The following is a 14106-nucleotide window of genomic DNA, read 5'->3' as shown; positions in this document are numbered from 1 at the left end:
GGCGGACGGGAGCAGGGTCTCCCGTCCGCCGCGCGCCTGCGGGGTCGACCGTCCTAGACGGTGACCGATTCGAGGGCGTTCGCCTGCGCGACCCGCCCGTACCAGCGGGCGGAGTCCTTCGGCGTGCGCTCGAAGGTCTCGCGGTCCCACGCGACCAGCCCGAAGGTCGGGCGGAAGCCGGAGGCCCACTCGTAGTTGTCGAGCAGCGACCAGTGCTGGTAGCCGAGGACCTCGATGCCGTCCTCGATGCAGCGGTGGATGCCCTCGAGAGCGCCCTGCGTGTACGCCTGCCGGCGGGAGTCGTCGGCGGTGGCGATGCCGTTCTCGGTGATCATCAGCGGGACACCACCGGAGAGCTCCCACGCGCTGCGGAGCCCGTCGGCCGAGGCCTCGGGGTAGAACTCCCAGCCGGTGAGGGTGGTCTCGACGTCGTCAGCGACGGGCAGGGGCCCGTCCGGACCGATGAACGTGCGGGTGTAGGCCTGCACCCCCAGGAAGTCGTCGCCGGCGGCCTGCTCCAGGTACCAGTCGTCGCGCGGGTACCCGTACTCGCGGAGCATGCTGTCCGCCCCGGGCGCCCCCGACGACTTGAACGCCTGCGTCGCGACGGTCCACCCGGACCGGAGGCCCGACACCTGTGACAGGACCTCGCGCGACCGCCGGTGGCTGGCCAGCAGGGCGTCGGCGACACCCAGGTCCGGGTTCGGCAGACCGTAGGCCACCAGATTCGCGGCGTCCTCGCCGCCGGCGAGCATCGCCGCGATGTTCGGCTCGTTGATCGTGCAGACGTAGCGGACGCCGTCCTGCACGATCGGCAGCGCCGCCTCGGTGTAGCGGGCGAACAGGTCGGCGGCGTCGGGTGCGCGCCAGAAGCCGTCGCGCTCGAACCAGCGCGGCACCGTGAAGTGCATGAGGGTGACGATCGGCTCGATGCCGAACTCGTGGCAGGCGTCGACCATGCGGCGGTAGTGGTCGACCTCGGCACGGCTGACGAACCCGCGCTCGGGCTCGATGCGGGCCCACTCGATGCTGAACCGGTACGAGTTCAGGCCGAGGTCGGCGGCGATGCGGATGTCCTCGCGGTACCGGTGGTAGCTGTCGGCCGCGTCGCCCGAGGGCTCGACGATGGTGGTGTCGGGCTCGTGCTCGTGCACCCACCAGTTGCTGTTGACGTTGTTGCCCTCGATCTGGTGGGCGGCGGTGGCGGCACCCCAGAGGAAGCCGTCGGGGAACTGCAGCGTGGAGATGATGGTGCCTTTCAGTGTTGTGACAAGAAGGTGTCGAACACGGCGACCGTGCCGAGGGGGTTCTCGACCTGGGGGCCGTGGTAGCTGGCCAGGATCACCTCGTACGCTGCCCCGGTGTCCTCGGCCATCTGCCGCTGCCACGGGATCGGCCAGGCGTTGTCCCACTCGCCGTGGGCGACGAGGACCGGCAGGCCGGTGGCGCGCAGGGCGTCGGAGGCGTCGGTGTGGTCCTCGAGGATGTGCCCGCCGGCGACGACGCTGAGCGGGCTGGTCGCGTCGAAGCGGTCGCGCACCATCCGGACGTCATCGGGCAGCTCGTCGTCCGGCCGGTACGCCCAGAGCGGGTTCGTCGAGTCGAACAGTTGCCGGAGGTTCCCGCCGGTGTCGTGCAGGATCGTCAGCTCGGCGACCTTGCGGTACGGCCACCCGTGCGGCCCGGAGCAGAACTGCACGACGTCGCGGAACGCCGTCGGGTCCTGGATCGCGGCGGCCCGGACGATCACACCGCCGAGCGAGTGCCCGACCAGGTGCACGGGGGCGCCGTCGTCGAGCAGGCGCGCGACCCGGACGACGTCGGCGGCTTCTTCGTCGAGGGAGTAGTCGCGGGGTTCGGTCGGTGCGGCCGAGTCGGCCTGACCGCGTCGGCTGATCGCGACCGCGGTCCACCCGGCATCGCGGAGGACGGGCAGGAAGGTCCGCCAGTCCTCCTTCGAGCCGGTGTAGCCGGGGACGATGAGCACGACGCCCTTCGACACCCCCTCGGGCACGATCCGGTAGGCCGTGAGCCGCCCGACCGGGACGTCGATCCCGACGACGTCGACGCCGTCCGGGGTGGGCAGGTGCCCGAAGGCCGGGACGGTGGGGAACTCGTGCAGGTTCGTCATGCGCGCAGTGTCCTCCGCGGGTTCGGCACCGCGTCCAGCAGGGCGACCGTGTAGTCGTCCTGCGGGTGCTGCAGCACCTCGGCCGTGTGACCCCGCTCGACCACGGCGCCCTCGTGGAGCACCATGATGTCGTCCGTGATGAGCCGCGCGCTCAGCAGGTCGTGCGTGATGTAGAGGAGCGAGACGCCCCACTGCTCGCGGAGGTCCTCGAGCAGTGCGAGCACGCCGGCGCGAAGCGTCACGTCGAGCATCGACACCGGCTCGTCGGCGATGATCACCTGCGGGTCGCTCGCGAGCGCCCGGGCGATGACCACGCGCTGCCGCTGCCCGCCGGAGAGCTGGTGCGGGAGCTTCTGCGCGAACTGCTCGACGGGGGTGAGCCCCACCGTCTCGAGCAGCTCGAGCACCCGGCGCCGGGCATCGCGGCCGGTCAGCCCGGTGTAGTTCGCGATCGGCCGGGACAGCGTGTACTCAACCGTGTGCAGCGGGTTGAGCGCCGAGTACGGGTCCTGGAACACCATCTGGACCTCGGAGCGCAGGTCCCGCAGGCCGCGCTTGCCGAGGCGGGCGACGTCGAGCTCCCCGAACCGGACCGTGCCGGTGGTCGGCTTCTCGACGCCGGTGAGCAGCTTCGCGATGGTCGACTTGCCCGAACCGGACTGGCCGACCAGGGCGAGCGACTGCCCGGGCTCCAGGGTGAACGACACGTCGCGCACGGCCTGCACCGGCTGCTCACCGCGGCGGGGAGCCGGGTAGGTCTTCACGATGTGGTCGACGACGATCGGGTTGCGGGCGGCACTGCGCTCGCGGGAGCCGACGGTGCTGAACGACGAGGTCGTCTCCTGCCGCTTCTCGCCGGCTTCGGCACGGAGCGAGCGGTCCGGGAAGCCCGGCAGCGACACCACCTCGGCGCGGGGGTCGGCGTAGTGCGACAGGAGCATCTGCGTGTACTCGTCCTGCGGGTCGCGGAGGATCTCGCGGGAGCCGCCGTCCTCGACGATCCGGCCCTCGTGCATGACGAGGACGCGCTCGGTGGCCTCGAGGACGATGCCGAGGTCGTGGCTGATCAGGATCGCCGTGAAGCCCTCGGTGCGCTGCAGCTCGATGATGGTGTCCATCACGGCGTGCTGCACGAGGACGTCGAGCGCCGTCGTCGGCTCGTCGAACACCATGAGCTGCGGCTCGAGCGAGAGCGCCAGGGCGATGGAGACGCGCTGCCGCATGCCGCCGGAGAGCTCCCCGGGGAACCGGGCGAGCATCGAGGTCGGCAGCTTCACCTTCTCGATGAGCTCCTTCATCCGGGCGTCCCAGCGGTCGCGCGTCACGTGGCCGTGCGCCTTGAAGACGTCGATGAAGTGGTTCCGGATGGTGCGCACCGGGTTGAGCGCGTTCATGCCGGACTGCAGCACCATGGCGAAGCCGCCCTGCCGCTGCTGGCGCAGGGCTTCGTCGTCGAGGTCGCGGATGTCCTTGCCCGCGAAGACGATGCTGCCGCCGTTCGTGCGCGCCGGCGGCTTCTGCAGCCGGGTCAGCGCGTAGCCGAGCGTCGACTTGCCGGAACCGGACTCGCCGACCAGGCCGACGAACTCGCCCTTCTGCAGCTGGAACGACACGTGGTCGACGGCCTGGACGGCGCTCTGGCCGGCCGACTCGTAGACGACCGACAGGTCGCGGACGTCGAGCAGGACGGAGGCGTCGCCCTCGACGGCACCACCGTCGGACTGGAGGCCCGTGGCGGCGCCGGTGGGCGCCTCCAGGCCGTCTGCCGGGTGCGTTTCTGGCAAGCCGCTCATGCGCGCTTCTCCTTACGGGGCCGTGCGCCGTCGCGCAGCCGCGGGTTGGACACGGCGTCGACGCCGAAGTTGATCAGGGTGAGGCTCATCGCGAGGAGCGCGATGCAGAGACCCGGCGCGAAGAGCAGTATCCACTGCCCGGTGAGCAGCGCGTTCGAGTTCTGCGCCCAGTACAGGATCGTGCCCCAGCTGACGATCGACGAGTCGCCGAGTCCGAGGAACTCGAGGCCCGCCTCGGCGAGGATGGCGCTGGTGGCGGCCCCGAAGAAGCTGCCGACGATGAGGCTCGTCATGTTCGGCAGGATCTCGCGGAACACGATGCGGGTCGCGCCCTCACCGGAGAACTGGGCGGCGGTGACGAAGTCCCGGCCGCGCAGCGACTGCGTCTGCGAGCGGAGCACGCGAGCGCCCCACGCCCAACCGGTCACGACGATGACCGCGATGATCACCGCGATGCCGCCGTTCTGCAGGTATGCGGCGATGACGATCATCAGGGGCAGACCCGGGATGACGAGGAACAGGTTCACGATGAACCCGATGACCTCGGCGATCCAGCCGCGGACGTAGCCCCAGCTGAGGCCGATCGCGACGGCGACGAGCGTGGACAGGATGCCCGCGACCGCGCCGACCATGACCGAGATGCGGGCGCCGTAGATGATCTGGGACAGGACGTCCTCGCCGGCGGCGGTGGTGCCCATCCAGTGGTCCGGCGTCGCGTCGGCGGACCGGGCGAAGCCGTTCTGGCTGGCACCGTACGGGGCCAGGAGCGGGGCGAAGACCGCGACGAACACGAAGACGCCGAGGATGATGATGCCGATCCGGGCCTTCTTGTTCGACCAGACGACGCCGAACTGGCGGGCGGCGGCGCGCCACTTGGACGGTGCTGCTTGTTGTTCCGTGTCTTGCGTTCGCACAGCGATGGTTGCGTTGTTGGTCATCGACGTGCCCCCGGGTGCTTGATGTGGGCGCAGCACGCCGCCTTCGTGATGTTGTTGGTCATCGACGTGCCCCCGTGTGCTTGATGTGGGCGCAGCACGCCGCCTTCGTGATGTTGTTGGTCATCGACGCGTCCTCGGGTCCAGGACGCCGTACATGACGTCCACGATGAAGTTGGCGATGAGCACCGACACGGTGATCATCAGGAAGAGGGCCTGCATGAGCGGGTAGTCCTGCCCGATCACGGCGTTGAACAGCAGGTAGCCGATGCCCGGGTAGCCGAAGACCTGCTCGACCAGGACGGAACCGCCGACCACGCCACCGAGCGCCAGACCGAAGCCGGTCAGGTTCGGCAGGATCGCGTTGCGGGCCGCGTAGCGGATGGCCACGGTGCGTCCGCGCAGGCCGTTGGCCTCGGCGAAGGTCACGTAGTCGTCACCGAGGGTGTTGATCATCGCGTTGCGCATGCCGATGATCCAACCGCCGAGGCTCGTCACCAGGATCGTGACCGCCGGCAGCACCGCGTGCTGCAGTGCGTCGCCGAAGAAGGCACCGTTGAGCCCGGGCGTCGTCGTCGCCGAGTAGGCGCCCGTGGTCGGGAACCAGTGCAGCACGTAGCCGAGGAAGAACAGCAGCAGCAGGGCGGTCCAGAAGTACGGGAACGTCGACATGAAACTCCCCGACAGGGTGGGCAGCGAGTCGAGCCAGGTGCCGCGCTTCCACGCCGCCGCGACCCCGATCAGGGTGCCGAGGACGAACGCCAGGATCGTGACGACCCCGACCAGGATCAGCGTGTACGGCAGGGCCTTCGACACGAGGTCGCCGACGGGCTGGGGGTAGAACGTGTAGCTCGTGCCGAAGTCGAGGGTGACGACCTGGTGCAGGTAGCTGACGTACTGGTCCCAGAGGTTGCCGGTCGGCACCCCGAGCTGGGCCTCGATGGCCTTCTTGGTGGCGTCGGTGACCGGGCCGTTCTGGCTGAGCTTCGCGAGTGCGGCGTCGGCCGGGCTGCCGGGCATCAGACGCGGGAGCACGAAGTTCAGCGTGACCGCGGCCCAGAGGGTCAGGACGAAGAGGACGAGTTTCTGGAGGATGTACTTCACTTCTGGTCCTCCTGCTGCGCGGCGTTCTGCTCCTGCAGGATCTGCTTGCCGGCGGCGCTGTCGCGCAGACGGAGCTTGGTGAAGATGAGCAGCGGTGCCGAGTCGTAGTTCTGCGGTGCCATGTAGGGGTCCTTCGCACTCGGCCAGCCGACGAACTTGCCGGTGTTGAACAGGCCCCAGAGCCCGCCGTAGTACATGCCGATGACGGGGAGCTCGTCGTAGACGGTCTGCTGCAGCTGGTCGAGGATCTCCTGCTGCTTCGCGGTGTCCGTCGTCGCCTTGTACTCGTCGAGGAGCTTCTGGGTGTCGGCGTTCTTGTACCGCTCGTAGTTGTTGACGGTCGACTTGCCGACGGGCTGGTAGAACTCGCTGCTGAGCAGGGAGTTGAACGCCTGGTAGACGTCACCGTTGCCCATGCCGCCCATCGCCATGTCGAACGTGCCGTTGTTGATGTTCTGCTGGTACCCGGCGGGCTGCGGCGCCTGGATCGTCACCTTGATGCCGATGGCCGTCAGTTCGCGTCGGACCTCCTGCGCGGCGCGGAGCCAGTCGGAGTAGCCGTTCGCGGTCATGATCGTGATCGCGAGCTGCTTGCCGTCCTTGACGACCTTGCCGCCCTGCACGGTGTAACCGGACTTCGCGAGGCTGGCGAGCGCCGCCTTCGTGTCCTGGGTGATCATGCCCTGGTCGGGGATGTCCGGGTTGAGGTAGCGCTCCTGGTTCGGCAGGATCAGGCCGGTCTGGCCCGCCGCCGACAGGTTGCCCTCGGACGCGGTCTCGGCGATGGCGTCGCGGTCCAGCGCGAGCGAGATGCCCCGGCGGACGTTGACGTCGTCGTACGGCGCCTTCGTGAGGTTCGGGATGAGGCCGATCACACCGCCGGCCGGGAACCACCACTCGTTCGTCTTCGACGCGGCACCCCAGGTGCCCTTGACGTCCGAGATGAACGAGTACGCCCAGTCGTAGCCGCGGGTGACGGTGTCGAGCTGCGTGTTCGTCGCCGGCAGGATGAGGTGCTTGATGGCGATCTTGTCGGCCTGCCAGTACTTCGGGTTCTTGTCCATCGAGTACTGCTGGTCGGTGTAGTTGCCGAGGACGAACGGACCGGTGCCGACCGGGTTCGGGTCGCGCCAGGTCGTCGGGTCCTTCACGCCGCTCCAGTGGTCCGCACCGAGGATGTACGTCTGCCCGATGATCGTCAGGCTCGGGACGTCCTCGCTCTTGAGGTGGAAGACGACGTGGTCACCGTCCTGCTCGATGCGCTCGATGTGCTGCCAGGCGCCCTTGACGTCCATGGCGGGGAACTTCTTGAGCAGGTCGAAGGTGAAGACGACGTCCTTCGCGCTGAACGGCGACCCGTCGGACCACTCGACACCCGAGCGGATCGTCATGTCGATGGTCTTCGCGTCGGGCTGGCTCCACGCGCTGGCGAGCCACGGGTTGCGCTTGCCGTCGAGGGGGTTCACCTCGATGAGGGGCTCGTACATCCACTTGGAGGCCGTGCGGGCGTTCGCGATGTACGGGTTGAAGTTGCGGTCGAACAGCGGGTTGCCGCGGTCCGCGTTGATGAGCATCGTGTCCTTGCCGATGGTGGGATCGGGTTCGGAGCGGACCTGGATGCTGCAGCCGGTGGCCACGAGGGCCACTGCGGCGAGGCCGGCGATGGCCGCGACGAGGCGGCCTCGGCGGCGGGGGCCTGGGTCGCGCGTGCCGCGCGTGCGCTGTGGGGGAAGCGTCATTGCTCGGTCGACCTCCATGTCGAGTCGGTACGTGCTCAATGTATGCGCTTACATCGCGGCGTGCAAGCGCGGGTGTTGTTTCGCGGGGCGGCACGGTGCGAGGGCGTCGCGTGTGGTGCGAAGCGTCGCACGCCTACAGCGCGGGCGGGCAGCTCTCGCGCAGCAGCACCTCGACGGGCAGGCGCACGGCGCGCGGCGGCCCCTCGCGGCGCTCCAGCCGGTCCACGATCGCCAGGACGGCAGCACGGCCGAGCGCCCCCATCGGCTGGTGCACGGTCGTCAGGCGCGGCGACGAGAACCGACCGGCGTCGATGCCGTCGAACCCGGTCACGACGAGGTCCTCGGGCACTCGGAGGCCCCGGGCAGCGGCGGCGTCGAGCACCCCGAGCGCGGACTGGTCGTTCGAGCAGACGACGGCGCGCGGGACGTCGTCGGCCAGCAGCGACACCGCGAGCTCCCGCGCACGAGCCCGGCCGAAGTCGCCGTGCACGATCCGCACCGACGAGGCCGGCACCCCGTGGTCGGCCAGCGCCGCGCGGAACCCCGCCGAGCGCTCCATGTCGTCGGGCGAGTCGATCGGGCCCGCGACGTACGCGAGGGACCGGATCCCCAGGCGCCCGATCACGTGCGACGCCAGGGTCCGCATGCCCGCGGCGTTGTCCACGCTCACCGAGTCGAACCCGTGCGAGCGCCGGTCATCGGCGAGCACCACCACCGGGATGCGTCGGGCGACGTGCTCGAGCAGGTCGTCGGGCACGGTCTGCGCCAGCACGGCGAGCCCGTCGACCCGGCCGGCGACGTCGTTCACGATGACGTCGCGCGACGACCCCCGCCCGGCGGCGACCATGAGCGCGAGCCCCCGCTGCCAGGCCTCGGTCTCGGCACCGCGCAGGACCTCGTCGAAGTACAGGTTGGACGAGAACGGCTGCGTCACGTGCCGCCGGTCGTCGACCACGCGGACGCCGCCGTCGGTGACCAGGTCCGGCCGCTCGTCGGGCACCACGTCGAACCCTGGCAGCAGCAGTCCGACGACGCCGGTGCGCTTGCCGGCGAGGGCACGGGCGTTGCCGGACGGGACGTACCCGAGGCTCCGGATCGCCGCCTGCACGCGGTCCCGGGTGCCTTCGCGGACGGCGTCGGGCGTGCGGAGCACGCGTGAGACGGTGGCGATGGAGACGCCGGCTGCGGAGGCGACGTCGTAGACCGTGGGAGGTGCGGTGCGCTGGTCGGCCAACCCGTGCCTCCCCTTCGACGTCCGCTGGTGCCGCGCCTCGCGCTGTGCGGCCGGACCATCCTAGGCATGCCGTGTCCCGGGAGTTCTCCACACGGCGCCGGAAACGCTTGCGGGACAGCGGGGGTCGCGCGACACTGTTCCGACCTCAGTACGTCCCGTGAGGAAGCGCACCAGCGGGCCGCGTGCCCGCACCGATCAGGTTGCCCACACGCAGGGGAAGGACACGAGATGTCACAGTCGACACGTTCCGGGAGCAAGCTCGCACTCCGCGCGAGCCACGACGAGGCCGAGGTGCGCGACGCGCTGCTCGAGCGCACGGATTCGATCCGCACGTTCGACGATCTCGACGCGCCGCAGGAGACGACGGACCTGCGCTAGCGGCTCGCGCCCGGCCTCCCCCGGACACGGTCAGGAGGCCCGGGCAGCGCCCGCAGACCGCTCACTTCAGCGCTCGTCACCTCAGCGCTCGGTCGCGCCACGTCAGCGCTCGGTCGCGCCCACGATCGTCATGCCCGCCCCGCGCAGGCGTCGGCGCTCCTGCGCGATCCAGCTGAGCAGCCGGTCGTTCGTGCCGGCCACGTGGGCGGCCACGAGTTCCGCTGCGCGGTCCGCGTCACCGTCGCGTACGGCGTCGATGATGGCGCTGTGCTCGTCCCACGCGGCGTCGCGCGCCTCGGGCGTGCGGACCTCGATCCAGCGCGTGCGCTCGAGTCGCGTCAGGGCGTCGGCGATGGCGTCGGTGACGAACCGGTTGCCACCGAGTGCGGCGAGGTCGAGGTGGAACGTCGACCCCATCCGGATGCCGGCCTGCTGGTCGGGGGTGGGCTGGAGGGCGTCGAGGTGCCCGCGGACCTCCGCCAACTGCTCCGGCGTGGCGCGCTGGACGGCCAGCCGCACGGCAGCGGGCTCGAGGATGCCGCGGAGCTCGGCGAGCGAGGCGATCTCGTCGAGGTCGATCGGGGTGACCGTCCACGAACGACCCTCGTGCAGGATGAGTCCCTCGCGCTCGAGCCGCGACAGTGCGGCGCGGACCGGCGTGCGCGAAGCGTGGAACCGTGCCTCGAGCCCTCGCTCCGAGATGCGCTCCCCCGGTGCGATGTCGAGGGTCAGGATGGCTGCGCGCAGGTTGTCGTAGAGCTGGGCCGTCTGCGACACGGGCGCGGCGTCGGTCGTGTCGGTCACGGCGGACAAGCCTAGCGGCGTGACGGCGGGAATGGTATACCGTTCTGGTATACCAAACCGTTCCGCGACGGAACGACGACGAACGGCCGAGACGACCCATGCCCACGACCGACGCTCCGCAGCGATCCACCACGACGTCGCCGGTCTCGGCCCGCGCCTGGACGATGCTCGCCCTCGGGGTCGCGGCCCAGGCGGCGGGGACGCTCGTCGTGTCCGCCCCGGCACTCCTCATCCCCCACCTGCTCAGCCGCGGCACGTCCCTGCCGGTCGCCGGGGTCCTCGCCGCCGCTCCGACCTTCGGCATGGTCCTGACACTCATCGCCTGGGGCGCGATCACCGACCGGTTCGGCGAGCGCGTCGTCATCGCCGGCGGCCTCGTGCTCACCACGCTCGCCGTGGTCGCCGCCTGGCTGGCTGCCGGTGACCCGGTGCTGCTCGGGTTGGCGTTCCTGGCCGGCGGCATGACGAGTGCCTCGACGAACGCCGCGAGCGGTCGGGTCGTGGTGGGGTGGTTCCCGAAGGAGCGCCGGGGACTCGCGATGGGCATCCGACAGATGTCGCAGCCGCTCGGGGTGACGCTCGCGGCGGTCACGGTGCCGCAGCTCGCCGAGGGCTCCGGGATCCGCGCGGCCCTGGTCCTGCCGATCGTGCTCTGCGCGGTGCTCGCCGTCTGCTGCGCGATCGGGATCACCGACCCGCCACGCCCTGCCCGGGCCACGGTGGCGACGACGGCGACCGCGAACCCCTACCGGTCGAGCGGCTTCCTGTGGCGGGTGCACGCGGTGTCGGTCCTGCTCGTGGTGCCGCAGTTCACCCTGTCGACGTACGGGCTCGTCTGGCTCGTGGGCCTCGGCTGGTCGACACCGGCGGCCGGGCTGCTGGTCGGCGCCGCGCAGTTCGTCGGGGCGATCGGCCGGATCGCGGTCGGTGGCTGGAGCGACCGGGCCGGGTCGCGCGTCGGCCCCCTCCGGATCGTCGCGGTGAGCGCGGCGGTGGTGATGGCGGTGCTCGCGGTCGTCGACGCGACGCACCTGGCCGGGGCTGCGGTGTTCCTGGTGCTCGCGACGAGCGTGACGGTCGCCGACAACGGGCTGGCCTACACGTCGGTCGCCGAGGCGGCGGGTCCGTTCTGGTCGGGCCGGGCGCTCGGGGCGCAGAACACCGGGCAGTTCATCGCGGCGAGCGCCGTCGGTCCGGGCATCGGCGCCCTGGTCGGTGCGCTCGGGTTCGCGGCGTCGTTCGGCATCGTGGCGGTGCTCCCGCTGCTCGCGGTCCCGCTGGTGCCCCGCCGCGACCGTTCGCACGACTGACCGCTCGCGCGACTGACCGCGAGCGACCCCGTCAGTCGCACCGCCCGTCGCGCTCGTCAGCCCTGTTCGTGGTCGGCGCGCTCGGGGTCGTCCTGGGAGTCCCGGCGGCGGTCCTGCATGAGCTCCTTCGTCCGGAGCAAGCGCAGCGCCGTCACGAGCAGCAGCCCGCCGAGGACGTTGAACAGCAACGTGTACCCGAACCAGCCGAGCCACTGCCCGTAGGTGATGTCCGCGCCCGACTGGATCGCCCCGAAGACGAGCAGCGAGTCGAGGATCGAGTGGAAGAGCTGCAGCCCGGCGAGGAGGAAGCCTCCGGCGACGGCGGCGACGAGCTTCGCGGGGTCCGAGTCGGTGCCCTGCTGCATCCGCGTCATCAGGGTGATCGTGCTGCCGCCCAGGACCGCCAGCACGATGCTCTGCAGTCCGAACGGCGCATCGACGTAGTGGTGTGCCGACTCCGAGAGCGTCACGTGCCACTGCGGGAACGCCTGGACGACGAGCCACATGAACACCCATCCCCCGGCCAGGTTCGCCACGAGGGTGCCGCCCCACAGTCGAACGAGCTGCAGCACGGTCCCCTCGCGGGCGACCACGGCCGCGACCGGCATCAGGAAGTTCTCGGTGAAGAGTTCGCTGTGCGCCAGGTGCAGCGCGATGAAGCCGATGCCGAAGGCCAGCCCGGCGAGCAGGTGGCTGTCGGTCTCGGTGAGCACCGCCAGGTACGCCATCACCCCGAGACCGACCTCGAGGCCGCCGAAGAACCCCGTGACGAGGACGGCCCGGGTCGTCCGTTGCAGCCGCTCCGCGCCCTCCTCGATGGTCGCGTCGAAGGACTCCGCGAGTTCGTCCTCCACGGGTGCGTCGCTGGTGCCGAGCTCACGTCGGCGGTCGTCGGTCATGGCCGGGACGCTATACGCGGCCGTCGCGGCGGCCCGCAGGATCGCGCCGAGACGGACGCCAGGCCCGGTACCAGCTGGCACCGGGCCTGGCGTCCGTCGTCCGGCCACCGCTCAGGCGGCCGGCACCGCCGGTCCCACCGGCCACCGCAGCAACGCCGCGGCGGGCGCACCGTTCGGCAGCGATGCGGCGTTCACGAGCAGCAGCTCCGCGTCGGTGAGGGCGACCGCCCGGACGATCGCGCACACGGCCGGGACCGGTCCGATGACCGGTGCACCCGCCGCCTGCTCGGGTGCCGTGGCGATCCACGGCACCGCTCCGAGCGCGAGCAGGGTGCGGTCGCCGATCGCGGCGGCGTCGATCGCGACGACCGAGGCCTGCGCCTGCTGCAGCGCCTCGACGACGGACCCGAGGCCGGCGACCGTCTGGTTGTCCCCGCGGCCGACGTGCGTGCGGAGCAGGTCCTCGAAGTCGTGCCGGCGGGTCGCGATGACCCGGGCGAGCGCGATGTCGACGTGCTCGACGAGCGCGGTCTCCGACGCATCCGATGCCCGGGTGTCGACCGGGACCTCGGAGACGACGGCGCGCGCCTCGGTGGACAACTGGTCGAGCAGGAGCCCCCGTGCGCGGATGTCCCCCGCGACCACGATGAGCTTCGGCTGCAGCCGCCGGAACGCCTCGTCGACGGCCGTGGCGACCTCGTTCTGGTTGTCGCGCCAGATCTCCTCGGTGTGGTGCTGCCACCGCAGGTGCGACCAGCCGCCGCCCTGGAACTTGTGGAGCGTGTCGGTGCGGCCCTGCACGCGCTGCTCGTCGCGACGGTCCGGCACGTCGGCGTGACCCAGACGGTAGGCGCGGTAGCCACCGCCCTCGCGACCGACCTCGACGATCAGGAACGGTAGGTCGAGCGGCCGGTGCGCCAGGAGCGGCAGCAGGTCGGGCACGGGGTCGTGGCCGATCGACGTCGGGGCGTGCATCGCCCCGGGCAGGACCTCGCTGAGCACGAGCTCGCCGTCGTGCACGAGCACGTACCGGCTCACGGGCGCCGGCACCCCCGGCGTCTCCTCGAGCTCGGCCATCACCGTGTCGATGACCTCGGCGTCCGCCCCGGCCGACCGCAGCACGTCCTCGGCCTTCCGACGCTGCAGGGCGGCCAGGTGCTGCGGGTCCTCACGGTCACCGGACGCGTCGACGTAGGCCCACGTCCACGTGCCCCCGCGCTTCAGGCGTTCGGCGATCCCGGACTGCAGGTGCGGGGCGTCATTCTGCGTCAGAGCCATCGGTGCTGCCCTCCCCGGTCTCGGTGCGGTACACGGTCGCGTCGGCTCCGTCGCCCTCGCCGGTGGGCAACGGGTCGGCACGGTCGGCGTCGTCCTCGGGCAGGACGTCGGTGGTGTCGTCCTGCAGTTCGCCCTCGAGCTCGCCGTCGTAGCCCGACGCGGCGAGGGTCTCCGGGTCGTCGGTGTCGTCGGGAACCGGCTCGGACTGCCGGAACTCCTCGACGTGGGCGTTGCTGCCGTGCCCCTGGACGATGCTCTGCGCCTCGTGCGCGAGCTGCTCGTCGAGTTCGGGGCGATGGGTGGTGTTCCCGCGTTCGGTCATCGCTTCTCCTCCCGGTCGTGCCACCGGCGGCCTTCGCCGTCCGGGGCGTCGGTGTCTGCTCTGTGACCCCACCGTCCGCGCCTGGGCCTGGGGCCGTTCCAAGGTGCGCCGGGAATGCGCAGTGTCGGTACGGTCACGAAACCACAACGGCATTCGGTTCTGTGGTTGGGTGTGGACAA

The 14106-nt window shown here is 70.9% G+C and carries 13 protein-coding genes; 2 read left to right on the top strand and 11 right to left on the bottom strand.

All coding sequences use genetic code 11. The annotated features are described in order from the left end of the window. Positions 1-53 precede the first annotated feature (53 nt). The 7 genes from DEI85_RS02190 to DEI85_RS02160 form a co-directional block, all read right to left on the bottom strand. Positions 54-1250 carry a family 1 glycosylhydrolase gene (locus tag DEI85_RS02190; protein WP_111123568.1) on the bottom strand — a complete coding sequence of 399 codons (1197 nt, stop codon included), beginning with the start codon at positions 1248-1250 and terminating at the stop codon, positions 54-56. An 8-nt stretch (positions 1251-1258) separates the two neighbouring features. Next, entirely contained in the window at positions 1259-2131 is an 873-nt protein-coding gene (locus tag DEI85_RS02185; protein ID WP_111123514.1) for an alpha/beta fold hydrolase, read from the bottom strand. Next, a complete protein-coding gene (locus DEI85_RS02180) occupies positions 2128-3924 on the bottom strand; it encodes an ABC transporter ATP-binding protein (protein ID WP_111123515.1) in 1797 nt (598 codons plus the stop codon). The genes DEI85_RS02185 and DEI85_RS02180 overlap by 4 nt, the downstream gene beginning before the upstream one ends. Then, on the bottom strand, positions 3921-4862 hold the full coding sequence (locus DEI85_RS02175; RefSeq protein WP_111123516.1) for an ABC transporter permease: 942 nt from the start codon (positions 4860-4862) through the stop codon (positions 3921-3923). Before DEI85_RS02175 ends, DEI85_RS02180 begins: the two co-directional genes overlap by 4 nt. 120 nt (positions 4863-4982) lie before the next feature. Further along, entirely contained in the window at positions 4983-5963 is a 981-nt protein-coding gene (locus DEI85_RS02170; RefSeq protein ID WP_110858725.1) for an ABC transporter permease, read from the bottom strand. After that, positions 5960-7741 (bottom strand): ABC transporter substrate-binding protein, encoded by a 1782-nt coding sequence (locus tag DEI85_RS02165; protein ID WP_258376341.1) that lies wholly within the window; start codon positions 7739-7741, stop codon positions 5960-5962. The genes DEI85_RS02170 and DEI85_RS02165 overlap by 4 nt, the downstream gene beginning before the upstream one ends. A 94-nt stretch (positions 7742-7835) precedes the next feature. Next, positions 7836-8936, bottom strand: a complete 1101-nt coding sequence (locus DEI85_RS02160) for a LacI family DNA-binding transcriptional regulator (RefSeq protein WP_110858723.1) — start codon at positions 8934-8936, stop codon at positions 7836-7838. 228 nt (positions 8937-9164) lie between these two features. On the opposite strand from DEI85_RS02160, the gene DEI85_RS02155 reads away from it, so the two are divergent. Beyond that, positions 9165-9314 carry a hypothetical protein gene (locus DEI85_RS02155; protein ID WP_155896754.1) on the top strand — a complete coding sequence of 50 codons (150 nt, stop codon included), beginning with the start codon at positions 9165-9167 and terminating at the stop codon, positions 9312-9314. Between the two features lie 102 nt (positions 9315-9416). Here the strand turns inward: DEI85_RS02155 and DEI85_RS02150 are convergent, their stop codons facing one another. Continuing rightward, positions 9417-10118 carry a GntR family transcriptional regulator gene (locus DEI85_RS02150; protein ID WP_231564062.1) on the bottom strand — a complete coding sequence of 234 codons (702 nt, stop codon included), beginning with the start codon at positions 10116-10118 and terminating at the stop codon, positions 9417-9419. Positions 10119-10216: 98 nt separating this feature from the next. On the opposite strand from DEI85_RS02150, the gene DEI85_RS02145 reads away from it, so the two are divergent. Beyond that, positions 10217-11428 carry an MFS transporter gene (locus DEI85_RS02145; RefSeq protein WP_111123518.1) on the top strand — a complete coding sequence of 404 codons (1212 nt, stop codon included), beginning with the start codon at positions 10217-10219 and terminating at the stop codon, positions 11426-11428. 56 nt (positions 11429-11484) lie between these two features. On the opposite strand, the gene DEI85_RS02140 is transcribed toward DEI85_RS02145, so the two are convergent. The 3 genes from DEI85_RS02140 to DEI85_RS02130 all read right to left on the bottom strand — a co-directional run bounded on the left by DEI85_RS02140 (position 11485) and on the right by DEI85_RS02130 (position 13927). Then, positions 11485-12327, bottom strand: coding sequence for a formate/nitrite transporter family protein (locus tag DEI85_RS02140; protein ID WP_111123519.1), 843 nt, complete (start codon positions 12325-12327; stop codon positions 11485-11487). A gap of 111 nt (positions 12328-12438) precedes the next feature. Continuing rightward, on the bottom strand, positions 12439-13605 hold the full coding sequence (locus DEI85_RS02135) for a baeRF2 domain-containing protein (RefSeq protein WP_110858720.1): 1167 nt from the start codon (positions 13603-13605) through the stop codon (positions 12439-12441). After that, positions 13586-13927 carry a hypothetical protein gene (locus tag DEI85_RS02130; RefSeq protein ID WP_110858719.1) on the bottom strand — a complete coding sequence of 114 codons (342 nt, stop codon included), beginning with the start codon at positions 13925-13927 and terminating at the stop codon, positions 13586-13588. Before DEI85_RS02130 ends, DEI85_RS02135 begins: the two co-directional genes overlap by 20 nt. Positions 13928-14106 lie beyond the last annotated feature (179 nt).

This window comes from Curtobacterium sp. MCBD17_026, from assembly GCF_003234895.2.
GTDB lineage: Bacteria > Actinomycetota > Actinomycetes > Actinomycetales > Microbacteriaceae > Curtobacterium > Curtobacterium flaccumfaciens.
Note: the sequence above shows the minus strand (reverse complement) of the source record. Positions and strands in the feature narration are given on the sequence as shown.

Excerpts from the sequence above, each read along its gene's own strand:
- DEI85_RS02185 (WP_111123514.1), bottom strand. The coding sequence starts at position 2,131 with ATGACGAACCTGCACGAGTTCCCCACCGTCCCGGCCTTCGGGCACCTG.
- DEI85_RS02180 (WP_111123515.1), bottom strand. The coding sequence starts at position 3,924 with ATGAGCGGCTTGCCAGAAACGCACCCGGCAGACGGCCTGGAGGCGCCC.
- DEI85_RS02175 (WP_111123516.1), bottom strand. The coding sequence starts at position 4,862 with ATGACCAACAACGCAACCATCGCTGTGCGAACGCAAGACACGGAACAA.
- DEI85_RS02155 (WP_155896754.1), top strand. The coding sequence starts at position 9,165 with ATGTCACAGTCGACACGTTCCGGGAGCAAGCTCGCACTCCGCGCGAGC.
- DEI85_RS02145 (WP_111123518.1), top strand. The coding sequence starts at position 10,217 with ATGCCCACGACCGACGCTCCGCAGCGATCCACCACGACGTCGCCGGTC.
- DEI85_RS02140 (WP_111123519.1), bottom strand. The coding sequence starts at position 12,327 with ATGACCGACGACCGCCGACGTGAGCTCGGCACCAGCGACGCACCCGTG.
- DEI85_RS02135 (WP_110858720.1), bottom strand. The coding sequence starts at position 13,605 with ATGGCTCTGACGCAGAATGACGCCCCGCACCTGCAGTCCGGGATCGCC.
- DEI85_RS02130 (WP_110858719.1), bottom strand. The coding sequence starts at position 13,927 with ATGACCGAACGCGGGAACACCACCCATCGCCCCGAACTCGACGAGCAG.